Origin of the sequence: Actinomadura sp. SCN-SB, from assembly GCF_043906805.1 — a bacterium.
Classification (GTDB): domain Bacteria; phylum Actinomycetota; class Actinomycetes; order Streptosporangiales; family Streptosporangiaceae; genus Spirillospora.
In genome coordinates, this window is record NZ_JBIMPP010000089.1 from 1 (window position 1) to 23,123 (window position 23,123).

Genomic DNA, 23,123 nt, shown 5'->3' on the forward strand with positions numbered 1-23,123 from the left:
TGCACCTGGTCGCCGCGTTCCCTGGACGCCGCGTACTCGCCGTGCGGGGCGAAGAAGCCGATCGTGTTGTAGCCCCAGTGGTTCCGCAGCCCGCGCTTGATCAGCGCGTCGTCGTGGACGAACTGGTGCGCCGGCATCAGCTCCACCGCGGTCACGCCCAGCGCCACCAGCCGATCCACGATCACCGGGTGGCCGAGCGCGGCGTACGTCCCGCGGATCTCGGGCGGGACCTCCGGATGGCGGTGGGTGAGGCCCTTCACATGCGCCTCGTAGATCACCGTCTCGTGGTACGGGACGCGCGGGGGGCGGTCGTCGCCCCAGTCGAAGTAGGGGTTGACCACCACCGACCGCATCGTGTGCGGCGCCGAGTCGAGATCGTTCCTGGACCAGGGATCGCCGAACCGGTAGCCGAAGCACGACTCGTCCCAGTCCAGCTCGCCGTCGATGGCCTTGGCGTACGGGTCGAGCAGCAGCTTGGCCGGGTTGCAGCGGTGTCCCTCGCGCGGCTCGTACGGCCCGTGGACCCGGTAGCCGTACCGCTGCCCCGGCCGGATCCCCGGTATATGGGCGTGCCAGACGAACGCGTCCACCTCGTTCAGGTCCACCCGCGTCTCGCCGCCGCCCGAACCGTCCGTGTCGTCCGTGTCCTCGAACAGGCACAGCTCGACACGTTCCGCGGCCTCGGTGAAGACGGCGAAGTTGGTCCCGGCGCCGTCGAAATGCGCTCCCAGCGGATACGCGTCCCCGGGCCGGACCTCGACACGCCGTCCGGGCGAGGCCGCGGGGGTCTGGGGGCCCGCCCCCGGCGCTGACTCTGCCACGTCCCGCCCTCCCGTCGAGTTCCGGACGGGATGCTTCCCCGAGGACGGGGCCTCACACCGGGACATTCCGCACGTTGTCGACAAGAGCGGCGCAAGGCCGACGGGAGGAGGGTGGCCAAAACGGACACCTGTGGGCTACCTTAGGGGAGCCTTACCTTAATGAGGGTTACCTAACCGCCCGCCGGGACGAAAGGTCCGCCGCAGGATGTACGTCTGCATCTGCCACGCCGTCACCGAAGACGACGTCCGCGGCTGCATGGCCGCCGGGGTCTGCTCCGCCAAGGAGATCAAGGCCGCCTGCGGGATGACGCCGGGCTGCGGGTCCTGCACCCGGCGGTTGTACGCCCTCATCAGCGAGCACCGCGCCGCCCGAAGGGAGTCCGCCTCGCCGACCGCGGCCTAGGGCATGCGAACATGGGGCGGTATGGAAGGCGACAACGAGATCATCGCGCTGCTGAACGAACAGCTCACCGCCGAGCTCACCGCGATCAACCAATACTTCCTGCACTCCAAGATGCAGGAGAACTGGGGCTACACCCGGATCGCCAAGCACACCCGCGAAGAGTCCATCGACGAGATGCGGCACGCGGAACGGCTGACCAACCGGATCCTCTTCCTCGAGGGCCTGCCCAACTACCAGAAGATCGGCACCCTGCGCATCGGCCAGACCGTGGTCGAGCAGCTCAGAGCCGACCTCCAGATCGAGCTGGAGGCCGTGGCCAGGCTCCGCCCGGGGATCGACCTGATGCGCTCCCGCGGCGACATCACCTCGGCGCGCCTCTTCGAGGACATCCTGGAGGACGAGGAACAGCACATCGACTACCTGGAGACCGAGCTGGGCCTGGTCGAGTCGCTGGGCGAGCAGAACTACCTCCAGCGCCTCACCGGCCACCCCGGCGACTACGGCAGCGCCGACTAGCGGCCGGGCCTCACGTCGCCTCCGCGGAACCCGGCTCGGAGGGCGCGGGAGGCGCCGTCCCCGCGCCGGCGCGCCGCAGGACGTACGGCTGGATGATGCCCAGCCCGCGGACGGGACGGCGCACCAGCCGGGTGATGGCGAAGCCCGGCTCCCCCTCCAGCCGTCCCGCCAGCTCCTCGTCGATCACCACCGAGCCCGGCCTGGCCAGCGAGGTCAGCCGCGCCGCCAGGTTGACGGTCGTCCCGAACAGGTCACCCATCAGCGGCAGCACCGGGCCGTGCGCCACCCCGACCCGGACATCGGGGACCTCGGTCTCGTCCTTGATCGCCGACGCGATGGACAGCGCGATCTCACCGCCCACGGCGGGGCTGTCCGCGCAGAACAGCACCTCGTCGCCCAGCGTCTTGACCAGCCGCCCGCCGCACGAGGCCACGATGTCGGAGGCGGTCTCCTCGAACCGTTCCACCAGCCGGGCCAGCTCCAGCTCCTCCAGATCCCGGCTCATCTGGGTGAAGGACACCATGTCCGCGAAGCCCACGGCGATCCGCGGGCGCGCCGCCGCCGACCCCGCCTCCCGGGTCGCCGACGCCGCGATCGCGCGGGTGCCCGCGGCGGCGAGCTGACGCCGCCAGGCGTGCACCACCAGCGGCTCGAACTCCCCCATGTGCTTCTCGGCGATCTTCTGGATGGTCCGGGCCGCCTCCGGGTCCGGCGTCTCCTGGGAATCGGCCCCCGGAGTGCCGCTGAGCAGGTTGACCTGCCACTCCGCCAGCCGCGTCATGGTCTGCCCGAAGGCGCGGACCAGCCGGATCACCCCGTCCTCGTCCAGCACCCCGTCGTCCATCAACCGGCGGATCCGGTACAGCGCGGCGACGTCGTCGTCGGTGTAGGCGACCTCCGCGTCCGGCATCGACGGATACCCGAACGCCCGCCACACACGGCTGGAGAACTCCCTGGTCACCCCCGCGCGCTGGACGACGTCGACCCGGGTGTGGCGCAGCTTGCCGCCGAGAAGGAGCTCTTCGATCTCCTTCGGATCCGGTGGTGCTCCCGGCCCGGGCTCTGCTGGCATCTCCCCTGCCCCTCAGCCCACCGGCGGCGCACCCGGCACCGGCGGCGACGTGGTCAAGTCTCACGACATATCGTTGCAGACACCCCGGCTTCGCAGCGATGCCCCCACCAATCTCCTCGCCACCCCCCAGCACGTCCGGTCAAGTCTCACCCGAGCACCCCGTTGCACACACCCCGGCTTCGCAGCGATGCCCCCACCAATCTCCTCGCCACCCCCATCGCTGGCCCATCACCGTACGTGGACCACGTCGCCGGCGCCGACGGCGCGTTCCCGGCCCTGGTCGGTGGTGATCAGCAGGCGGCCGTCCTGGTCGATGTCGCCCGCCGTGCCCTCCACCGTCTCGCCGCCGGGCAGCTCCACCCGGACGCGGCGGCCCAGCGTGGCGCACAGGTCCTTGTACGCCGGGCGCAGGCCGCTGCTCTCCGGGTCGCCGTCCAGGGCCGTCCACTCCCGGTACCAGGTCTCCAGCTCCCGCAGGATGGCGCGGAGCAGCGGGGCGCGGTCGCTGAGCGGCGCGCCCTCGATGGCCAGGGACGTGGCGGTCGGCACGGGCAGCTCGTCCGCGCGCAGCCCCACGTTCAGGCCGATTCCGACGACCAGCGCCCCGCCGATCCGCTCGACCAGGATCCCGGCCAGCTTCCGCTCGCCGACCAGCAGGTCGTTGGGCCATTTCAGGCGGACGTCCACGGCCACGTCCGCGCGCGGCCGGCCGCCCCGTTCGGGGAGGAACCGGTCGCCCTCCTCCGACCAGGCGGTCATCCTGCGGACGGCGATGGCGGTGGACACCCCGGCCAGCAGCGGCACCCAGCCCAGCCGCTCGACCGGGACGGCGGGCCGCAGCAGCACCGAGAACATCAGCCCGGACCGGGGCGGCGCCGTCCAGGCGCGCCCGAGCCGTCCGCGTCCCGCGTGCTGGTGCTCGGTGACCAGGACCGCCCCTTCGGGCGCCCCCTCCTGGGCCGCGGCGGCCAGGTCGACATTGGTGGACCCTGTCTCCCGCACGACCCGGACGTCCCGCCACAACCCGCCGGGACGCACCAGCGCGCCGCGCAGCGCCGCCTCGTGCAGCGGCGGACGGTCAAGGTCGGCATACGGTGAGTCGCTCACCCCTCCATCCAACCTCACGACCCCCGCCGAGCCCATCAGCCTTTGGTCGTACGCGCGCCGCCGCTCTGGACGGGCGGCGACGCCTCACTAGAGTGCTCGGCGTGAGTGGAGTGACGCTGCGGCGCGGCGAGCCGAACGAGCATGTCGCCGAGGTCGTGCTGGACCGGCCGGAGGCCCTCAACGCCCTGTCCACCGCCATGGCGCGGGAGCTGGGCGCCGTGTGCGCGCGGGTGGCGGGTGATCCCGGCGTCCGCGCGGTGGTGCTGTCCGCGGAGGGCGAGCGGGCCTTCTGCGTGGGCGCCGACCTGAAGGAACGCAACGCCATGAGCGACGAGGAGATCATGGCGCAGCGGCCGGTGCTCAGGGCCGCGTTCGGCGGGGTGCTGAACCTGCCGCAGCCGGTGATCGCCGCCGTGCACGGGTACGCGCTGGGCGGCGGCTGCGAGCTGGCGCTGAGCTGCGACCTGATCGTGGCGGACGAGTCGGCCGTGTTCGGCCTGCCCGAGGTCACCGTGGGGCTGGTCCCGGGCGGCGGCGGCACCCAGCTCGCGACGCGCCGCCTCGGTGCCGGCCGGGCGGCCGACCTGGTGCTGACCGGCCGCCGCCTCGGCATCGAGGAGGCCCAGGCGTACGGCCTGGTGGACCGGAAGGTCCCGGCGGGGTCGGCCCGCGCGGAGGCGCTGACGATCGCCGCGACCATCGCCGGGAACTCCCCGGTCGCGGTCCGGGCCGCCAAGCGCGCCATGCGCCTCGGCGCCGGCACGGGCAGCCTGGACGCCGCCCTGGACATCGAGGAGAACGCCTGGCGCACCGCCGTCCTCTCGCCCGACCGGCGCGAGGGCATCGCGGCCTTCAACGAGAAGCGCAAGCCGGACTGGCCGGGCTGAGCGCGGCTCAGCCGGTGTTCTGGAGGCCGGCCGCCACGCCGTTGACCGACAGCAGGAGCAGGTCGTCCAGGTGGGCGCGTTCGCTGTCGTCCACCTTCCCGGAGCGCAACGCGGCGAGGGCGCGAAGCTGAAGGTGGGACAGGGCGTCGACGTACGGGTTGCGCAGCTCGACGGCCCGGGACAGGACCTTGCGGTTCTCCAGCAGGCGTTCGTGCCCGGTCACGGCCAGGACGAGCGTGCGGGTGCGGTCGTACTCGGCGAGGACGGTCTCGGTGAGCTCGGGACGTCCGCCCAGGGCCAGGTACCGCTCGGCGATGTCACGGTCGGTCTTGGCCAGGCTCATCTCGGCGTTGTCCAGCAGCGAGGCGAACAGCGGCCAGGATTCATAGGCTTCACGCAGCTCGCCCACGTCGTGGGCGCTCCCGGCGACGGCGGCGAGCCCGGAGCCCAGACCGTACCAGCCGGGCAGGTTGACCCGTGTCTGCGTCCAGGCGAACACCCAGGGGATGGCGCGCAGGTCCTCCAGGCCGCGGGCGGCCTTGCGCCGCGCGGGACGGGAGCCGATGCGCAGGTCGGAGATCTCCTCCAGCGGGCTGACCCGGGCGAACCAGGACGCGAAGCCCTCGGTCTCGATCAGCGCGCGGAACGCGGCCCGCGCCGCCTCGCCGATCGTGTCGGCCAGCGGGCGGAACCGGGCGGCGGCCTCGCGCGCCCGCTCCTGCACGGCGTCGGTGGACGCGAGCAGCACCGCGTGGGTGACCTGCTCCACATGACGGCGGGCGATCCGCGGGTGACCGTACCGGGCGAAGATCACCTCGCCCTGTTCGGTGACCTTGAACCCTCTGGCGACCGAGCCGGGCGCCTGGGCGAGGATCGCCCGCCCCGCCGGGCCGCCGCCGCGTCCCAGCGAGCCGCCGCGGCCGTGGAAGAGGGTGAGCTTGACGTCGTTGCGGGCCGCCCACGCGGTCAGGGCCTGCTGGGTGTCGTACAGCCGCAGGGTGGCGGCGGCCGGGCCGAGCTGCTTGGCGGAGTCGGAGTAGCCGAGCATGACCTCCATGCGGCGCCCGGTGTCGGCGAGCCGGCGCTGGACGGCGGGGATCTCCAGCATCCCGTCCAGGACGGACGGCGCCCGCTCCAGGTCCTCGCCGGTCTCGAACAGCGGGATCACGTCCAGGACGGGCGCGTGCTCGCCGAGCGAGGCCGCCAGCTCGTGCACGGCGGCGACGTCGTCGGCGGACCGGGTGAACGAGACGATGTAGCGCCGGCACGCCTCCACCCCGAACCGCCGCTGGATCCAGGCGACGACGCGCAGGGTTTCCACGACCTCCTCGGACATCTCCGAGAGCGCCCCTTGCGCACGCACCTCCGCCAGGGCCTTCTCGTGCACCTCGGAGTGCTGGCGGATCTCCAGCTCGGCCAGGTGGAAGCCGAACGTCTCGACCTGCCAGATCAGGTTCTGGACGCGCCCGTACGCCAGCCGTACCGCGCCCGCCGCCGCGAGCGAGTCCCGCACCATCAGCAGGTCGTCCAGCAGCTCGCCCGGCGAGGAGTAGGCCAGGTCGGCGTTGCGCTCACGGGTGGCGGCGATGCGCGCCGCCGCGTACAGCAGGAACTGGCGGTGCGGCTCGTCCGGTGAACGGGTGGCGATCTCGCCGATCAGCGCGGGCTGCGCGGTGCGGGCGGCGGCCAGCGCGTTCCGCAACGCGGGCGAGGGCGGGGTGGTGGACGCGTGGACGGTCAGCTCGCGGCCGATCCGCGCGCAGACGGCCTCAAGGGCGCGCAGCACGTGCTCGGCCTGGATCATCACGGCGTCCCGGGTGACCCGTGCCGTCACGTACGGGTTGCCGTCCCGGTCGCCGCCGATCCAGCTTCCCAGCCGGACATAGGCGCGGGCCCGCGGCGGGCGGGTGCCGGTGCCCTCGGGGTCCAGGGCCGCGTCCAGCGTCCGGTAGATCTCCGGGACCACCCGGAAGATCGTCTCGTCGAACGCGGCCATCGCGGTGCGGACCTCGTCCAGCGGGTCGAGCTGCGTGTGGCGGCGCAGCGCGGTCCGCCAGAGCAGGTCGATCTCCTCGCGCAGCCGCCGCCTCAGCTCGTCGGCCTCGCCGGCGCCGGGGGACGCGTCGAGCCTGCCCAGCAGGTCGCTGATCCGCTGGATGGACGTGACCACGGCACGGCGGCGGGCCTCGGTGGGGTGGGCGGTGAAGACCGGGTGGAACTCCAGCTCCTCGACGGCCTCGGCCAGCCACTCCCCGCCGTTGGCGCCGCGGATCTCGGCGACCGCCGCGGCCACGGAACCGGGCACGGTCTCGTCCCGGACGTCGCGCTCGCGCAGCGTCCGCATCCGGTGGTGCTCCTCGGCCAGGTTGACCAGGTGGAAGTACACGGTGAACGCCCGCGCGACCAGCCCGGCCCGCTCCAGCGTCCAGCCGTCCACCAGCTTCGCGACCTCGGAGCCGTCGATCTCCCCCCGGCGCGCCGCGATCACGGCGTGCCGGAGCCGCTCGACGTCGTCCAGCAGCTCCCGGCCGCCGTACTCCACCAGCCCGTCGCCCAGCATCGCGCCGAGCATCCGCACGTCGCGGCGCAGCTGGTCGGGCAGGTCCTGGCGGAGGATGTCGCGTGTCTTCGTAGCCACGGCACAAGGGTAGGGGCCACCCCCGTACCGGCCGCCCATCCCACCCCCGGCTACCCTGACCGGCATGGCGACGCAAGCCCCCGAACCGCAGGCCGAGATCGACGTCCACACCACCGCCGGCAAGATCGCGGACCTGGAGCGGCGCCGGTACGAGGCGGTGCACGCCGGCTCGGCGCGCGCGGTCGAAAAGCAGCACGCCAAGGGCAAGATGACCGCCAGGGAGCGGATCGACGCCCTGCTCGACCCCGGCTCGTTCGTGGAGTTCGACGAGCTGGCGCGGCACCGTTCCACCGCCTTCGGCATGGAGCGGAACCGGCCGTACGGCGACGGCGTCGTCACCGGGTACGGCACGGTCGACGGCCGCCACGTCGCCGTGTTCAGCCAGGACTTCACCGTCTCCGGCGGCTCGCTGGGCGAGGTGTTCGGCGAGAAGATCTGCAAGGTCATGGACCACGCGCTCAAGACCGGCTGCCCGGTGATCGGGATCAACGACTCCGGCGGGGCGCGCATCCAGGAGGGCGTCGTCGCCCTCGGCCTCTACGCCGAGATCTTCAAGCGGAACGTGCACGCGTCCGGCGTCATCCCGCAGATCTCGCTGGTCATGGGGCCCTGCGCGGGCGGCGCCGTGTACTCGCCGGCGATCACCGACTTCGTCGTGATGGTCGACCGGACCTCGCACATGTTCATCACCGGACCCGACGTGATCAAGACGGTCACCGGCGAGAGCGTGACGATGGAGGACCTCGGCGGCGCCCTCTCGCACGCCTCCCGCTCCGGCGTCGCGCACTACCAGGGCGCGGACGAGGACGACGCGATGGAGTACGTCAAGGCGCTGCTGTCCTACCTGCCGTCCAACAACCTCGCCGACCCGCCCGCCTTCGACGTCGCGGTCGACCCGGACGCCGAGGACGAGGAGCTGAACACCCTCATCCCCGACTCCCCCAACCAGCCGTACGACATGCACGTCGCCATCGAGCACGTCCTGGACGACGGGGAGTTCCTGGAGGTCCACGAGCTGTACGCGCCCAACATCATCGTGGGCTTCGGCCGGGTCGAGGGCCGCTCGGTCGGCGTGGTCGCCAACCAGCCGATGCAGTTCGCCGGGACGCTCGACATCGGCGCGTCCGAGAAGGCCGCCCGCTTCGTCCGCACCTGCGACGCGTTCAACATCCCGGTCCTCACGTTCGTGGACGTCCCGGGCTTCCTGCCCGGCACCGACCAGGAGTGGAACGGCATCATCCGCCGCGGCGCCAAGCTCCTGTACGCCTACGCGGAGGCCACCGTCCCCCTGGTCACCGTGATCACCCGCAAGGCGTACGGCGGCGCGTACGACGTCATGGGCTCCAAGCACCTCGGCGCCGACATCAACCTGGCCTGGCCCACCGCGCAGATCGCCGTGATGGGCGCGCAGGGCGCGGTGAACATCCTGTACCGCCGCGAGCTCGCCGCCGCCGACGACCCCGACGCGCGCCGCGCCGACCTGATCACCGAGTACGAGGACACGCTGGCCAACCCGTACATCGCGGCCGAACGCGGCTATGTGGACGCCGTCATCAAGCCGTCCGAGACCCGCGGCCAGGTCATCCGGGCCCTCCGCGCCCTTCGCGACAAGCGCAGGACCCTTCCCCCGAAGAAGCACGGCAACATTCCCCTGTGACGGGGTTGCCGCTCGCTGGGTTCAGAGGGACAGTTCGTCCCGCTTAATGCGGACGACCAGGGCGGCGAAACGCTGGACGCCGACGTCGAGCCGCCCGCCATCCGGGTTCTTGCTGTCACGAACGGCGACAAGCTCATCGACGCGCGCGACCTCCACGCAGTTGCCGTTCTGGCCGCTTCGCGAGCTCTTGCGCCACCTGGCACGGGTCGAGTCGAACTTGCGCATTTCGCACCTCCCTCAAACCGCGCTCAGCCCATTGCATCTGCCAGCCGCCGGATCAGCGCGATCGAGTCGTCCGGATGGAGGGCGGCCGCAAGCAGTCGGTCGAATGCAAGCATAAACGCCTCGACATCCCTGGCCCCTTCCAGGTAGACGCCGTCCGGAATGGTCTCCAGGTACACCACGTCCGGAACGGCCGGTTCGGCGAAGCCGAGAAGGACGAAGGGCCCGCTCGTCCCAGCATGGGCCCCGGCCGTGAACGGCACGACCTGGATGGTCGTCTTGCCTTGTTCCGAGGCTCCGACGAGGTGGTCCAGTTGGTCTCGCATGATCGTTCGGCCGCCCACCATGTGATGCAGAACGGCCTCGTCCACAACCGCCCAGAGCCGCGGACGGTCCGGCCGAGTGAGGATTTGCTGGCGGGCCACGCGCACCTGCACCCGGCGTTCGATCTCTTCCGGCTCCAGTTCCTGCCGTCCGCTCCGGATCACGGCACGCGCGTAGTCCGGCGTCTGGAGCAGGCCGGGAATCACGAGTGCCTCGAAGGTACGAATCGTGGTGGCTCCGGCCTCCAGACCGATGAACACCTCGTAGGGGTTGGGAAGCACGCCCCGGAAGGAGTGCCACCACCCAGGCTTGCGGGCGTCGCGCGCGAGCTGGATCAACCCTTCCTTTTCCGCCGTCGGCACGTGGTAAAGATCAAGCAGCTCGCGCACACTGCGGGGCTGCGGCTTGGTGCGTCCGGTTTCGATGCGGAAAAGTGTGGACCCCGCCCAGTGAAGGCGGCGCGTCACCTCTTCACGTGTCAGCCCCGCCGCCTCCCGCCGTGCCGTCAACTCCACGGCGAGCCGTCGAGCAAGGAGCGTCGGACTGTTCCCCTGATCTTGTTGACGCGCCACGTTCCAGCTCCGTCCGCAGAATTTCAGATGCAATATTGCGTCTGCTCGTAGCGTAGTGCATTCTAACGGCGACAGCCTGCCATCGGTCGACCGGTGATGCGGGGAAGTGAGGGCGGTCCCGGTCCGATGCGCACACATCGGACCGGGACCTTGATCCGACGTGGGAGGTCGGACCCATGCCCGATGCTAGGGCCAGAACGCCGTCCGGACGGACGGCCAAGCTCACGGAACAATCACACTGGGCAGGCACGTCAGGAGAACTGGACATGACGTGCCTTGCCGCCTGGACGGCACCCGGCCAAGTGCGCACTCACATCCGGTTCCGGCTCATCGAGTGGGGACATCCGGAGATCGCCGACGACATGTACCTGATAGCCGGAGAACTGGTCGCCAACGCCGTGGAGGCCACACCGGACGGCGAGATCCGGGTGCGGTTCACACGCGAACCGGACGCAGTCCTGCTAGGAGTGTGGGATTCCGCCGACTCCATGCCAACGGTCAGGCCGACCGTGGAATTGTCGCTGCTGGACGTACAACCCGACCCTCTCGCGCTCACGCCTGGTCATGAGGACGGAGCTGGGGGCTGGGGCTTGCCGCTCATCGAGGCGCTGTCGTCCGAGTGCGGAGTCCACCGCACATCTCCACACGGAAAATGGGTGTGGTCACGAGTCCATACCTAGAGCGTCGTCAACGCGCTCGGGGCCTGCTGTCCTCGCCTGAGGAGCCCCACGGCCAGAGGCTGACGGCAGGCCCTGTATATCCTGGTCGTCTCCCCACATCAGCGAGCTTGCCGGCGATGCGGGCTTGGTTAGGAGATCACGTGAGCACTAGTGACAAGCCGCTCTTGCAGGTGGTTCGGGGGGACGCGACCCCGGAGGAGATCGCCGCCGTGGTGGCGGTGCTGGCAGCGCGGGCCAGGGCCGCGCGGGCGCGTGACGGTGCCGGTCCCCGGCCGGTGTCGCGGTGGGCGGACCGGGAGCGGCTGGTCCGAAGCTCGGTCTCGGAGGTGGTCCGGCCTCGGGGGGACGGGGCGTGGCGGGCCGGCGCCTTCCCGCGGTGAGGATCCCCTTCCCCGCCTGACAGGGGCGGGGTGAATACCGCGCGCAACGTGGAATAACCACACACAGCGGGTGTGTGCGGTCGCGCGGCCAGGACATGGAACCGTGGTTCGTACACAGGAAAGGCGCGTGCACGAATAAGGTGAAAGGCCATGGCCACCTCGGAGTTCGTTCCACAGCCCGCTCGATACGCCGTGTTCGTCGACGCGGGATACCTCTACGCGGCCTCCGGTGCGCTGCTTCTCGACTGTGGCTCCCGGCGCGAGTACCGCGTCGCGGCGGAGAAACTGATCAAGGCGTTGACCGGCCATGCCGACTCCCGGCTCGTGGGTGAGCTGCTGCGGGTCTACTGGTTCGACGCCGCGCCCAAGAAGCAGCCCACCGTCGACCAGCGGGTGATCGCGAACCTGCCGCTGGTGAAGCTGCGGCTGGGCAACCTGAACGCGCAGGGCCAGCAGAAGGGCGTCGACGCGCAGCTCCGCGAGGACCTGGAGGCGCTGGCCCGGCACCGGGCGATCACCGACGCGGTGCTGCTCGCCGGTGACGAGGACATGCTGCCCGCGGTCGAGGCGGCCCAGGCGTACGGGGTCCGGGTGCACCTGTGGGGCGTCGAGCCCACGCACGGCTCCAACCAGGCCGAATGGCTCGTGTGGGAGTCCGACACGGTCGAGGTGCTGTCCGCCGACTTCCTCCGCCCCTACTTCACCAAGGCCAAGGTGCTGCCCGTCCCGGCGGCGCCCTCGGCTCCCGCCGCGCCGGGGCGCGCGGCCGTTCCGTCCCCGTCCCAGGTGTTCGCGGGACGCACCCCGGCGGTCAAGCCGCCCCCGGTTCCGGCGGGCGCCCGCGCGGGCCAGGTCGCCGCGAACGCCGGAACGCAGGTCACGCCCAGCACCGTGGCCGCCACGACGACCTCCACGGTCGGCGCGCCCATCAGCGACGGCAAGCTGGGACCCGACCGCGACCACATGCTGGAGATCGGCGAGCATGTCGCGCAGAAGTGGCTGTTCGAGCGGGGACGGGACAACATCCGCGACCTGCTGCCCGGCCCGATCCTGCCCCCGGTGATCGACAAGGAGCTGCTGATCGAGGCCGAGAAGGAGCTGGGCTCCTCGCTGCGCCCCTACCAGGAGGCCCGCACCTTCCTCCGGGACGGGTTCTGGGAGCGGGTCTACCGCGAGTTCGGCATCGGGATCGGCAAGTCGGGCTGACGGGCATCTGGACGGGCGTCCTCACGAGCATCGCAGCCCTGCGCGTTTGGTGATTGCCCGCGCACACTGTGTTGCCGCCGCGATACAGTTCCGCCGTTATGGGGGGACGGCGAAGCACGTGCGGCACGCGACACGCCACGAGCGGCGTGGTCGCGGTCGCCCTGCTGGCCGTGTCCGGGTGCGAGTCGCCTGTCCCGTTCTATAGACCGGGCGAGGGTTCGCCGCACGCCCCGAGGATCGCGCTGGGCGGGCCCGCCCCGTACGCCCCGCCGCATCCCACGTCCCCGGCGCCCGCGCCCGTTCCGCAGCGACCCCGCGGCAACGTCTACGCCGCGGCCGGGCCAGGCATGCTCGCGCCCACGGCCCGTGGCCTGCCACCCCGCGTGTACGTGCCGAACGCCGCCACCGGCACGGTCGACGTGATCGACCAGCAGACGGGACGGCTCGCGGGCCGCATCCGGGTCGGCGGCACCCCCGACCTCATCGTCCCGTCCGGTGACCTGCGCCGCCTCTGGGTGACCGACCTGGACGGCGGCGTGTTCCGCCCCGTCGCCCCGAGCCCGGCCCGGCGCGGGGAGCCGCTGCGGATCTCCCGTCCCGGCGTGCTCTACTTCAGCCCGGACGGCCGCACGGCCATCGTCCCGGCGGCGAGGCCGGGACGCGTCGACTTCCGCCACCCCCGCAGCATGGAGCCGCTGGGCACGCTACGGCTGCCCTGCACGAGCGCCTATCGCGCGGGCTTCTCCGCCGACGGGTCGTCCCTGGTGACGACGTGCCCCGCGTCCAGGAAGCTGGTCCGGGTCGATCTGGCCCGCCGGGCCGTCACCGCGGGGCTGAAACTGCCGCGCGGCGCGCGTCCCGGTGACCTGCGGCTCTCCCCGGACGGCCGGACGTTCCTCGTCGCCGACCCCGCCAAGGGCGGCCTGTGGACGGTCGACGCCGCCCGGCTGCGCGCCACCGGATTCGTCCGCACCGGGCCGGGCGCGCACGGGCTCGTCTTCGACCGCTCCCACCGCCGCCTGTTCGTCATCGGCCGCGACGGCACGGTCTCGGCGTACGACCTGGCCGGCGGAACGGTGTCGCGGCTGTTCCGGTCCCCCGGCGGGCGTCCCCTGCTGGCGGGCGGTGTCTCACCGGACGGCGGCGCGCTGTGGCTGTCCGACCCGCTGAACGGCACGGTGTACGCGCTGTCCACCCAGACGGGGCGTCCCTTCCGCAAGGTCCGGGTCGGCGGGCACCCGGGCAGCCCATGCGTCCACCCTCAGCCGGGCCGTGTCTCTCTGGGCGGCACCGGCCTCTACCGTTGAGGCACCCATTGCGGGACGAGTTCCTCCACGAGCGCCTCCGTCTCGGGCTGGAGCTGGTCCATCAGAGGATCGCGTCCGACACGGGTCCGCAGCTCGTCCACCACGACCTGCACCTGCGCCACGTCCCCGGTCGCGTGGGTCGCGCGGAGCAGGTCGCGCCACAGGCCCTCGTCGTCGGGCGCGAGGCGCAGGCCGGCGCGGGCCGCGCTGATCGCGCCGTGCGGGTCGCCCTCGTCCAGCCGCAGCAGGACCAGCCGGTGCGCGACGTCGATGACGCGGGCGGTCGCCTCGTACTCCAGGTCGTCGGTCACCAGCCAGCCGTAACGGCCGCGCGGGCGGTCCGCCAGCACCGGTCCGCGCACCAGGTCCAGCGCGTACGCCATGTACGCGGTCTCGGACGCGGGCTCGGCCGCCGACCGCCACACCAGCCAGCGGAACACGGCCCAGTCGACCCGCACCTCCGAGCCCAGCTTGATTCGGCCGCGGTCGTCGTAGTACAGGTTCGGGCGTCCGCGCGCGTCCCGTCCCAGCCAGTCCGACACGCGCGCCACGCAGGCGTCCCGCACCCCGGCGCTGACCCCGCGAGGCCAGATCGCCCCGCTCAGCACCGTGGGATGCACCCCGCCCGGATGGGTCGCCAGGTAGATCAGCACCTCGGTGCACAGCGCCCGGCGGCTGTCGTCCATCGGCCCCGGCGCGTCGATCTCGATGGGGCCGAGCAGGCGGATGTCCACCGACGGCCGCTGCGTGCCCGACGCCCCGGGCGGCTCGCTCAGCTCGCCACCCGCCCCCGGCTCCGGCAGCGGCACCGACTCCAGCCTGGACGCGCTGCGGAACAGGTCCCCGAGGGCGCGGTAGTGCTCCTCGGGGATCAGCTGCGCGTCCACCTCGAAGCCCAGCACGCCCGCCTGCAACCGCCCGTCCGCGTCGACCTCCCACGTCCAGGTGGCGCCCTGGACCTCGCCGGGCACGAGATAGCCCGCCGCCATCCGGGTGCCGGTGCGGGCCAGCGCGACCAGCCGGTCCGCCTCCTGCGGGGTGGGCTCGTCCGCCATGATCAGGTAGTGCGGCATCCACGCCTCGCCGAACACGCCGCGGCAGCGTCCCGTCAGCACCGAGTCCACCCCCGAGGCCGCCAGCGCCTGCCGCACCTCCTCGCCCCGTCCCTCCAGCTCCGGCAGCGCCTCGTGGAGCGTGGGGACGGCGCGGACCCGGTCCGGTGCGATCTCCGCCAGGTTCTCGGCCAGCTCGCCGCCGAACCCGACCAGCGTGATGCGCATATGGTCCGACCAGCGGTTGGTCGCCAGCTCCAGCGCCAGCGCCGCCAGCACCGACCGCCGCGTCTCCTCCGGGCCGCGCAGCGCGATGAGCCCGTGCGCCGCCTCCAGGTCGACCAGGATCCGGCCGCCCTCGTTGGTGCCGATGGAGACCAGACCGGGGTACGGGGCCAGCACGTCGGCGAGGTCGGCGCCTTCGAGGACATCGAGCGCGTCGGCGTACAGGCGCCACACCTGGCCGTCGTCGAAGGACTGCCACGGCGCCGGCGGGTTACGGTCGGCGGGCGCGATCCACAGGTCGAGGCTTTCCTGGCCCAGATGCACCCCGTACACGGTGGGCAGCGTCCGCCCGCCCGCCGCCATCGACTTCGACAACTGCCGCAGTCCCAGGTCGAGCAGCCGCACCGCGCCGTCGTCCGCGCCGATCCGCAGCGCCCGCTCGGTCTCCGCCGCCGCCCCCTCCGGACGGACGATCATGTGCCCGAACGCGCGATGCCACAGCTGCGCGCGGCGCCGCCGTCCCAGCGCGCTGAGCACGCCCGCCGCCAGCAGCGACGCCCCGGCCAACCCGTGCTCCCAGCCGAGCTCGAACGGAAGGAAGGTCTCCTCGGCGCTCACGTTGTCCCGCCCCGGGATGGACGCGCCGCCCGTCCCGGCCTCCCCGCCCAGCTCATCACCGGGCCGCGGCGCCTTGGTCTCGGGCGCCTTCTCCGGCGCCTTGCTCTCCGGCGCCTTGCTCTCCGGCGCCTTCGTCTCCGGGGCTTGCGTCTCGGGGGCTTGCGTCTCCGGCGCCTTGCTTTCCGGGGCCTTCGTTTCCGGCGCCCTGGTCTCAGGCGCCCTGGTCTCAGGGGTCCTGGTCTCAGGGGTCCTGGTCTCAGGGGTCCTGGTCTCCGGTGCCCTGGTCTCAGGGGCGCTTGGCCGGGGCGCGGGAGCGGGCGCGACGGGAGCCTGGTCGCGTCCGGACTCGGGCCGCCGGTCGGGCTCCGGGCTGGGCTGCGCCTCTGGTGTCCTGTCGGGCTGCGGGCTCGGCGCCGGCGCGCGCTCCCGCTCGGGCTGGCGGTCCGGGACGGCGTGCCCGTGCCGGAAGTAGTCGCCCAGATCCTTGGATGGGATGACCTGTGCGTTCTTGGCGTCCGCGGGCATTTCGAGTATCCAGCCGGGACGGATCAGGCTCGCGATGGTGAGCCGGCTGCCGTCCGGCTGCACATGGCCCTTGTTGAGCGCGTAGATCTCCTTGTAGCGGCGCCCCTCCCCCAGGCACTTCTCCGCGATCTCCCAGAGGCTCTCGTGGTGGCGGCCCTCCGGAGGCTGCACCCGGTAGATCTTGGTGGTGGCCTCCCTCTCCAGATCCACCGGCTGCGCCGCCGCGGCCGTCTGGGTGGTGTGCGTGGTGTGCGTGGCGGCGACCGGCCGCACGGGCTGCTCGGCCGGGACTTCGGGGGCGGCGGCGATCGGGTGCAGGCTCTGCGCCTGCGTCATCACCGGCCGCTGCTGGTGCAGCTCACGTCCGCCGAACGCGGGCATGATCGTGGTGGTGGCGGTGAACAGCAGCAGCGCGGCCACGACCAGGCGGTGGACGAGCGACTGGGTGGCGCCCGCCAGCGGCACCCGGGCGGGGACGCCCACCCCGCGGATGCCCGCGTACACCTCGACGATCACGCACAACGCGAGTTGCAGCCAGGCCAGCCACACCAGCGCGACCAGGATCGGGATCAGCGATCCGTCCCCGATCGGACGGGTGAGGTCCGACAGCGTCGGCATCGTGTCCGGGATCGGCGGCTCGAACAGCGTCAGCAGCGCGAACGGCACACCCACCAGCAGCGCGACCAACGCCAGCAGCGCGCCCAGCCCGGCGAGCACGTCCCCCGCGCCACGCCGTGTGCGCACCCGTACGGGCGCGGCGGCGCCCTGCCCCAGCCGCCGCCCGGACGCGTCGCGCACGTTCTCCGGCCGTACGCTCCCTGACCGCCTGTCGCCTGCGTGCCGTGCCGTCATCGGTTCCCCTACTGATCCTCGTCGGTGACCGGCTGGGCGGACGCCGTCGACGTCATCGTAAACTCGCTCATCCCGGGGACGATGCCCAGCAACTGGAGCCGCACGGTCAACTGGACGGTCACCTCGACCCGCTCCTCGTCCGCCGAGCACTGGGACGCGGTGATCTCCGCGTCGTACCCGGCCAGCAGGTCGCAGGCCGCCACCCGGGCGCGGGCCGGGTCGATCACCGGCTCGCCGGTGCGCCGCAGCGTCTCGGTGTCGATCTCGTTCGCGCCGGCGCGCGCCGCCTGCTCGGCCATGTCCGCCGCCCGCTGCCGCGCGTGGATCGCCAGCCCGCCGTCCACCAGCAGCCCGGCCAGCAGGAACACCGCCGGGGTGAACAGGACGACGTACATTCCGGCCGTCCCCCGGTCGCCGCCCCGCGTCCGCTTCCACATCACTGCGCGTCCTCGCCGGTGTCGCCGCCGCGATAGCTGAACGTGTCGATCGGCGCCAGCGCCCTGCCGCGCAGCGTCTTGGTGGCGGGCAGGCCGATGAACGCCAGATCGCCCAGGTCCACGTCGCAGGAGATGGTCACCGAGACCCGTCCGCCGGGTCCCCACTGGCTGGTGTCGGTGACGACCACGGGGCCGCCCGCGCACCAGTCCCGTCCGTTGAGGTTGGCGTCGGCGGCCTGCTGCGCCAGCCGCTCGGCGCCTTCGGGACTGCGCGCGATGGACGCCGAACGGACGGCGTCACGGGCGGCGCCGTCCACCTGGCTCTGCGCGTCCACCATCCGGCCGGCACCGGCCAGCAGCATGAGGAACACCACGAACAGAGGGGTGACCAGCACCATCTCCATCGACATCGACCCGCGGTCGGGCGCGCGCCGGATCATGGCGCACCTCCCTCGCACGCGATGCCCTCACCCACGTCGGGACGGAAGCACTCGATCGGCCCCTGGGAACGCTGCCGCACCCGGAACGTCATGAACGGCACGACCCGCACCGCCTCGCCGCTCACCTCGACCCAGCGCTGATCGCCGACCTCGCCGGTCTCCACCCGCAACCCGCTGATCAGATCGCGGCCGATCTTCTGGACGTCCCCGGCGGCCTTCTCCTGGGCGGCGCGTTCCCAGCCCCCTCCCACCGGCTGGGTACGGGCCACCCGCGCACCCGACTGGGCCGCCGCGAGCGCGACGTGACGTGCGTGGTAGACCATCGCGAACTGCACCACGACCAGCATCACCAGGATCAGGATGGGCGTCAGCAGGGCCCACTCAAGCGAGGACGCGCCCCGGTCCCCCCGGGGCACGCGACCGTCCCGGCGGGCCACCGCTACTCCGTCCGGATGCTGTTGGCCTTGTTGACGATCAGGTTCCGGATCGTCGCGCCGATCGTGAGCGCGATGACGGCCAGGATCGCGGTGATGATCGCCCATTCGATCGCCGAGGCCCCCGCGCTGCGGTCGGTCCCGTTGCGGAACTCGTGCCAGCGGCAGCCGAGCAGGGCCCGCAAATAGACCACGACCGGGTCGTTCCAGGGGTTCATCGAACCCATCCATCCTCCTTCTCAGACATGTCTCTCAAGCTGCACCCCCCGCGGGGGGACACCCCCCGGCAAGACCAGGCATCGTGACCTCGCTCCGCCCGCTCACGCCGTAACCCCCGTGGAGGAACGACCCCCCACACCCCCCGACAAAAGCAGGCACCGTGACCTCGCTCCGCCCGCTCACGCCGTATCTCTTGTGGGGGGACAACCCCCCACACCCCCCGACAAAAACAGGCATCGTGACCTCGCTTCGCTCGCTCACGCTGCCATGACCCGCATCAGCGCCGGATACGCCAGGAAGACCAGGAAGGCGGCGCACAGCAGGAGCTGGGCGACGAGCATCGACTGCGAGCGCTCACCCGCCTTGCCTTCCAGTTCGGACAGCTCGCGGCTGCGCATGGACGCGGCGCGGGCGGACAGCGACTTGCGGACCTGGGCGCCGTCGTCGGCCACCAGCGCCAGCGCGCCGGCCAGGTCGCGCAGCTCGGCGATGTCCAGCTCGTCGCCGAGGTTGCCCAGCGCCTGCCAGGGCGTCTGACCGGTGATGCGGGCGTTGGCGAGGGCGTCCCTGATGCGGTGCATGGCCCAGCCCTCGCCGACGGTGGACGCGGTCATCAGCGCCTCCGGCACGCCGCGTCCCCCCGACAGGTTCATCGACACCAGGTCCAGGAACGCGCCGACCACGTGCCGGAAGTCCTGGCGGCGCCCGGCCGCCTCCTGCCGTAGCTGCATGTCGGGAAAGAAGAAGAACAGCACCGCGAAGAACGCGCAGATCCACATCGGGACCTGGAACGAGACGCCCAGGCCCAGCAGCGCGAAGTACGCCACCACGACCGGGATGAACAGCAGCGCGGCGGCGGGCAGCAGGAACTTGGTCGCCAGGAAGCCCTCCAGCGACCGTTCGGTGATGGCCAGGTCGGCACGGATCGAGTGCAGCTTCCAGCCCCGGTACTCGCAGTACCGGGCGAGTTCCCTGCCGACCCTGGAGCGCAGCGTCCCGACCCGCTCGAAGGTCGGCGACGTGCGTTCGGCGCGCGCGTCCTCAAGGTCGCGGCGGCGGGCGGCGTCGAACGCGGCCAGCCGCCTGGCCAGCCCGGGACGGGACGGGAAGAACGCCCGGACGAACAGGTACAGCCCGGCGCCGAAAAGCGCGCCCGCGAGCAACGGCCCGGTCATCTCACGCCGCCCTTCTCCGCTCCGCCCTTGCCCTGCCAGGCCGCGACGGTCGTGGGCACCTCGCCGGGCACGCCCGGACGCGCCGCACGGGACGCCGTGCCGGACGCGGTGCCGGCCGAGGTCAGGAACCGGCTCGGCATCTCGTACCTGGCGAGCCGCCGCAGCCACAGGAACCCGGCCCCGTACAGCGCGATGACCAGGCACAGCACGAGCTGGCCGAGGAAGTCGTCGTACGGCTCGACATAGCTGTGGTTGAAGACGGCCAGCCCGATCGCCGTTCCCACAGAGACGCCCACGACGATGCGGACGCTGCGGCGGGTGGCGCGGCGGTCGGCCTCGACGCGGCGGCGCATGTCCAGTTCGGCGCGCGCGGACGTGGCCAGCGCGCCCAGCATGTCGCGCAGGCCGGGGCCGCGCAGCCGCGCGTTCAGGATCAGCGCGGCGACCACCAGGTCGGCGGACGGGTCGTTCAGGTCGTCGGCGAAGCGGCGCAGCGCGTCCGGGAGGGGGACGCGGGTGTGCATCCGGTCGACGAGGGTGCGCAGGGGTTGCTGCAAGACGGGCGAGGAGGCGCGCAGGGACGCGGGGATCGCCTGTTCCAGCCCGACCGCGCCCGCGATCGTGTCGCGCAACGACTCGGTCCACGCGGCGAGTGCCTCCAGGCGGGCCATGCTGCGGCGTTCCTCGGCGGCGCCGCCCGCCAGCCCGTTCCAGGCCAGCACGAGCACCCCGGTGCCGATCGCGGCGATCGGCCAGCGCGTCACCACCAGCACCGCGAGCCCGACCATCACGGCCAGCGCGGTACGAGTGGACAGCGTCCTGATGATCTCCTCGCGGCTGCGGCGCGAGGGCGGCCCGGACCGGGCGGGCAGCCCGCGCACCGCCAGGACCAGCAGGATCACCCCGCCACCGCAGAGCCCGCCCGCGATGACCGCGAGTATGACGTCGGGCGCGTACATCAGCGGCCCCCCACCCCGGTGGTCACCAGTCACCCCCGGCGCCGTCATAGCCGAACTCGGCCAGGTCGGCCGCGCACGCGATCGGGGCCGCGGGCACGGCGTGGCCGTCCGGTCCGGGCGCGAACACCTCCGACGACAGGACCCGCCCGTCGGCGCCGGTCACCTCGCGGATGCTGGAGACGAACCGGCGCAGCCGCCCGCCGCGCGCGTAGTCGTTGCGCTTCTCGATGAAGACCACGAAGTCGATGGCCCCCGCGATCAGCATGTGCGTGGCCTCGACCGGCAGCCGCTCCTCCGACTGGATCGCGTAGGTGGCGATGCGGTTGAACACCTCCACCGACGAGTTGGCGTGGATGGTGGACAGCGAGCCGTCGTTGCCCTGCGTCATCGCGTTCAGCATGGTGACGATCTCGTCGCCCAGCACCTCGCCGACGATCACCCGGGACGGGTTCATCCGCAGCGACCTGCGGACCAGCTCGGCCATCGAGATCTCGCCCTGGCCCTCGGAGTTGGGCAGCCGCTGCTCCATCGCCACCACGTTGGGATGCAGCTCGGGGAAGGCGTCCAGGCCCAGTTCCAGCGCCCGCTCCACGGTGATCAGCCGCTCGTTCGCGGGGATCTCGTTGGCCACCGCGCGCAGCAGCGTGGTCTTCCCGGCGTTGGTGGCTCCGGCGATCATGATGTTCTTGCGGGCGTGCACGGCGGCGCGGAAGAACTGCCCCACCTCCGGGCTGAACGTGCCGTTGCCGACCAGGTCGGACAGGAACACCTTGCCGAGCCTGGCGCGCCGGATCGACAGCGCGGGGCGCACCGTCACGTCCATCACCGCCGACAGCCGGGACCCGTCGGGCAGCCGCAGGTCGAGCTGCGGGTTGGCGCTGTCGAACGGGCGGGACGACAGGCCGCTGTAGGCGGCGAGGATCTGGATGAGCTCGACCAGTTCCTCGTCGCTCTCGGCCACCGGCTCGGCCATGACCTCGCGGCCGTCCGCGTACCCGATGAACACCCGGTCACAGCCGTTGATGTCGATGTTCTCGATCTCGGGGTCCTCCAGCAGCGGCTGGAGGCGGCCCACCCCGAACAGCGCGGCGTGCACCCCGGCCGCCAGCGCCTCCTCCTCTTCGGCGTTGGGCGGACGCCGGCCCGCGGTGATCTCGCCGCGCGCGTACTCCTCCAGGACCTGACCGATCAGGGCGCGGGCGAACTGCCGCTCGTCCTCCGGGGTCATCGGGGGCAGCCCGGAGGCGGCGTCCAGCCGGCGCTGCTGGGCGAGGCGGTCGCCGACCTCCTGTCGCAGCCGCTTGACCAGGCCGTGATCCACCTAGCGCCTCCCCTCCTGGTACTGGGGTCCCTGCTCCTGGTACGGCCGCGCGGGCGCGCGGTGTTTACCGCTCGGACCGTTCACCTGCGCGGGCGGCTGCGACTGCTGGTCGGGCGGTTGCGCTTGCTGCGGTTGAGCGGCCTGCGCGTACCAGAGGGACGGGTCCTGCGCGGTTTGCGGGGCTTGGTCCGGCGGAGCTTGCACTTGCGAGGCTTGGCCTGGTGGGGCTTGTGCGGGCAAGGCTTGGACTTGCGGGACGGGCTGCGCGGGCTGCTGGACGGGCTGGAGGTCCTGGACGGGGGTGAGCCCGCCGACGAGCGTGGCGGCGACCTCGCGGGCCGAGCGGATGAGGAGCGAGCGGTCGAGGCGTCCGCCCCAGCGTCCCGACAGCAGTTCGGCGCCCTTGGGGTCGAGCGCCAGTCCGCCCAGCACCCGGGCGCCGGTGATGATCCGGCCGACCTCGGCGATGGAGGAGCGGAAGTCGCGCGGGTCGGCCAGCACGACGATGCCGATCGGCGGGCCCCCGTTCAGCTCCGACGACAGCGCCGCCACCCGTTCCCGCAGGTGCGCGACCTGCTCCAGGGTGGCGCGGGTGAACAGGACGATCAGGTCGGCCTCGCGCAGCAGATCGTTCAGCGGGGTGCCGGCGCCGAGGCGTCCGCAGTCGGCGAGCACGTCCACCGGCGCGAGCGAGGCGAACGCCCGGCCGAGCGGCCCCCACAGCCAGGTCATGCCCTGCGCCTGTTCCGCGTTGGTGATGCCGACCAGCACGTCCAGCCCGCCGACCAGCCGCTGGCAGTGCTCGGCGATCTGCTCGGGACGCAGCCCGCGGCGGGCGGTCGCGGCCAGGCTGAGCAGGCCGCGGGACGGGTTGAGCATGCCGCCTTCACGGGACGCGTCCTGGGCCGTGCCGGGCGCGGCGGACGCGGCGGCGGGCAGCCGGTAGACCAGGTCGCCCCCCGCCTGGTCGCACTCGGCCACCAGGACCGGGCGCGGCCAGACCGCGCCGAGCGCGACGGCGGCCGTCGTGACGCCCGGCGCTCCCTTGTCGGCCGCGAGCGCGATGAGTGCCAC

General features: G+C 72.4%; 22 protein-coding genes and 1 pseudogene. 8 read left to right on the forward strand and 15 right to left on the reverse strand.

What is annotated here, in order from left to right; all coding sequences use genetic code 11:
* A pseudogene (locus ACGWYJ_RS35055) lies at positions 1–821 on the reverse strand (glycogen debranching enzyme); the annotation flags it as partial.
* A 205-nt stretch (positions 822–1,026) separates the two neighbouring features.
* On the opposite strand from ACGWYJ_RS35055, the gene ACGWYJ_RS35060 reads away from it, so the two are divergent.
* Positions 1,027–1,224: a bacterioferritin-associated ferredoxin gene (locus tag ACGWYJ_RS35060; RefSeq protein ID WP_395110870.1), complete on the forward strand. Its 198-nt coding sequence runs from the start codon at positions 1,027–1,029 to the stop codon at positions 1,222–1,224.
* 21 nt (positions 1,225–1,245) lie between these two features.
* Positions 1,246–1,740, forward strand: a complete 495-nt coding sequence (bfr, locus tag ACGWYJ_RS35065) for a bacterioferritin (RefSeq protein ID WP_395110871.1) — start codon at positions 1,246–1,248, stop codon at positions 1,738–1,740.
* A 10-nt stretch (positions 1,741–1,750) separates the two neighbouring features.
* On the opposite strand, the gene ACGWYJ_RS35070 is transcribed toward bfr, so the two are convergent.
* On the reverse strand, positions 1,751–2,812 hold the full coding sequence (locus ACGWYJ_RS35070; RefSeq protein WP_395110872.1) for an adenylate/guanylate cyclase domain-containing protein: 1,062 nt from the start codon (positions 2,810–2,812) through the stop codon (positions 1,751–1,753).
* Between the two features lie 228 nt (positions 2,813–3,040).
* Positions 3,041–3,919 carry a biotin--[acetyl-CoA-carboxylase] ligase gene (locus ACGWYJ_RS35075; RefSeq protein WP_395110873.1) on the reverse strand — a complete coding sequence of 293 codons (879 nt, stop codon included), beginning with the start codon at positions 3,917–3,919 and terminating at the stop codon, positions 3,041–3,043.
* Between the two features lie 101 nt (positions 3,920–4,020).
* Between ACGWYJ_RS35075 and ACGWYJ_RS35080 the strand changes: the two genes are divergently transcribed.
* Positions 4,021–4,806 (forward strand): enoyl-CoA hydratase/isomerase family protein, encoded by a 786-nt coding sequence (locus ACGWYJ_RS35080; RefSeq protein WP_395110874.1) that lies wholly within the window; start codon positions 4,021–4,023, stop codon positions 4,804–4,806.
* A 7-nt stretch (positions 4,807–4,813) separates the two neighbouring features.
* Here ACGWYJ_RS35080 and ACGWYJ_RS35085 read toward each other — a convergent pair whose 3' ends face one another.
* A complete protein-coding gene (locus ACGWYJ_RS35085; RefSeq protein ID WP_395110892.1) occupies positions 4,814–7,483 on the reverse strand; it encodes a phosphoenolpyruvate carboxylase in 2,670 nt (889 codons plus the stop codon).
* Positions 7,484–7,508: 25 nt separating this feature from the next.
* On the opposite strand from ACGWYJ_RS35085, the gene ACGWYJ_RS35090 reads away from it, so the two are divergent.
* On the forward strand, positions 7,509–9,101 hold the full coding sequence (locus ACGWYJ_RS35090; RefSeq protein ID WP_395110875.1) for an acyl-CoA carboxylase subunit beta: 1,593 nt from the start codon (positions 7,509–7,511) through the stop codon (positions 9,099–9,101).
* A 21-nt stretch (positions 9,102–9,122) separates the two neighbouring features.
* Here ACGWYJ_RS35090 and ACGWYJ_RS35095 read toward each other — a convergent pair whose 3' ends face one another.
* Positions 9,123–9,326 (reverse strand): DUF397 domain-containing protein, encoded by a 204-nt coding sequence (locus tag ACGWYJ_RS35095; RefSeq protein WP_285694493.1) that lies wholly within the window; start codon positions 9,324–9,326, stop codon positions 9,123–9,125.
* 23 nt (positions 9,327–9,349) lie between these two features.
* On the reverse strand, positions 9,350–10,219 hold the full coding sequence (locus ACGWYJ_RS35100; RefSeq protein WP_395110876.1) for a helix-turn-helix domain-containing protein: 870 nt from the start codon (positions 10,217–10,219) through the stop codon (positions 9,350–9,352).
* Between the two features lie 266 nt (positions 10,220–10,485).
* Here ACGWYJ_RS35100 and ACGWYJ_RS35105 point away from each other — a divergent pair, with 266 nt between their 5' ends.
* From ACGWYJ_RS35105 to ACGWYJ_RS35120, 4 genes are all read left to right on the forward strand, one after another.
* Positions 10,486–10,899, forward strand: a complete 414-nt coding sequence (locus ACGWYJ_RS35105; RefSeq protein WP_395110877.1) for an ATP-binding protein — start codon at positions 10,486–10,488, stop codon at positions 10,897–10,899.
* A 140-nt stretch (positions 10,900–11,039) separates the two neighbouring features.
* Positions 11,040–11,279 (forward strand): acyl-CoA carboxylase epsilon subunit, encoded by a 240-nt coding sequence (locus tag ACGWYJ_RS35110; RefSeq protein ID WP_395110878.1) that lies wholly within the window; start codon positions 11,040–11,042, stop codon positions 11,277–11,279.
* A gap of 150 nt (positions 11,280–11,429) precedes the next feature.
* Positions 11,430–12,485, forward strand: a complete 1,056-nt coding sequence (locus tag ACGWYJ_RS35115; protein ID WP_395110879.1) for an NYN domain-containing protein — start codon at positions 11,430–11,432, stop codon at positions 12,483–12,485.
* Positions 12,486–12,631: 146 nt separating this feature from the next.
* The gene (locus tag ACGWYJ_RS35120; RefSeq protein ID WP_395110880.1) at positions 12,632–13,792 is read left to right on the forward strand and encodes a YncE family protein; all 1,161 of its coding nucleotides are present in this window, start codon (positions 12,632–12,634) and stop codon (positions 13,790–13,792) included.
* On the opposite strand, the gene ACGWYJ_RS35125 is transcribed toward ACGWYJ_RS35120, so the two are convergent.
* The 9 genes from ACGWYJ_RS35125 to ACGWYJ_RS35165 form a co-directional block, all read right to left on the reverse strand.
* A complete protein-coding gene (locus tag ACGWYJ_RS35125) occupies positions 13,783–17,064 on the reverse strand; it encodes a BTAD domain-containing putative transcriptional regulator (RefSeq protein ID WP_395110881.1) in 3,282 nt (1,093 codons plus the stop codon). The genes ACGWYJ_RS35120 and ACGWYJ_RS35125 overlap by 10 nt on opposite strands.
* A gap of 8 nt (positions 17,065–17,072) precedes the next feature.
* Positions 17,073–17,501 (reverse strand): TadE/TadG family type IV pilus assembly protein, encoded by a 429-nt coding sequence (locus tag ACGWYJ_RS35130; protein WP_395110882.1) that lies wholly within the window; start codon positions 17,499–17,501, stop codon positions 17,073–17,075.
* Positions 17,501–17,941, reverse strand: coding sequence for a TadE/TadG family type IV pilus assembly protein (locus tag ACGWYJ_RS35135; protein ID WP_395110883.1), 441 nt, complete (start codon positions 17,939–17,941; stop codon positions 17,501–17,503). Before ACGWYJ_RS35135 ends, ACGWYJ_RS35130 begins: the two co-directional genes overlap by 1 nt.
* Entirely contained in the window at positions 17,938–18,357 is a 420-nt protein-coding gene (locus ACGWYJ_RS35140; RefSeq protein WP_395110884.1) for a TadE family protein, read from the reverse strand. The genes ACGWYJ_RS35135 and ACGWYJ_RS35140 overlap by 4 nt, the downstream gene beginning before the upstream one ends.
* Before the next feature lie 23 nt (positions 18,358–18,380).
* Positions 18,381–18,602, reverse strand: a complete 222-nt coding sequence (locus ACGWYJ_RS35145; protein ID WP_395110885.1) for a hypothetical protein — start codon at positions 18,600–18,602, stop codon at positions 18,381–18,383.
* Between the two features lie 249 nt (positions 18,603–18,851).
* Positions 18,852–19,769 carry a type II secretion system F family protein gene (locus ACGWYJ_RS35150; protein ID WP_395110886.1) on the reverse strand — a complete coding sequence of 306 codons (918 nt, stop codon included), beginning with the start codon at positions 19,767–19,769 and terminating at the stop codon, positions 18,852–18,854.
* Positions 19,766–20,728: a type II secretion system F family protein gene (locus ACGWYJ_RS35155; protein ID WP_395110887.1), complete on the reverse strand. Its 963-nt coding sequence runs from the start codon at positions 20,726–20,728 to the stop codon at positions 19,766–19,768. The genes ACGWYJ_RS35150 and ACGWYJ_RS35155 overlap by 4 nt, the downstream gene beginning before the upstream one ends.
* Positions 20,729–20,750: 22 nt before the next feature.
* Complete coding sequence (locus ACGWYJ_RS35160; RefSeq protein WP_395110888.1) at positions 20,751–22,049, reverse strand: CpaF family protein; 1,299 nt, start codon at positions 22,047–22,049, stop codon at positions 20,751–20,753.
* The gene (locus ACGWYJ_RS35165; protein WP_395110889.1) at positions 22,050–23,123 is read right to left on the reverse strand and encodes a hypothetical protein; all 1,074 of its coding nucleotides are present in this window, start codon (positions 23,121–23,123) and stop codon (positions 22,050–22,052) included.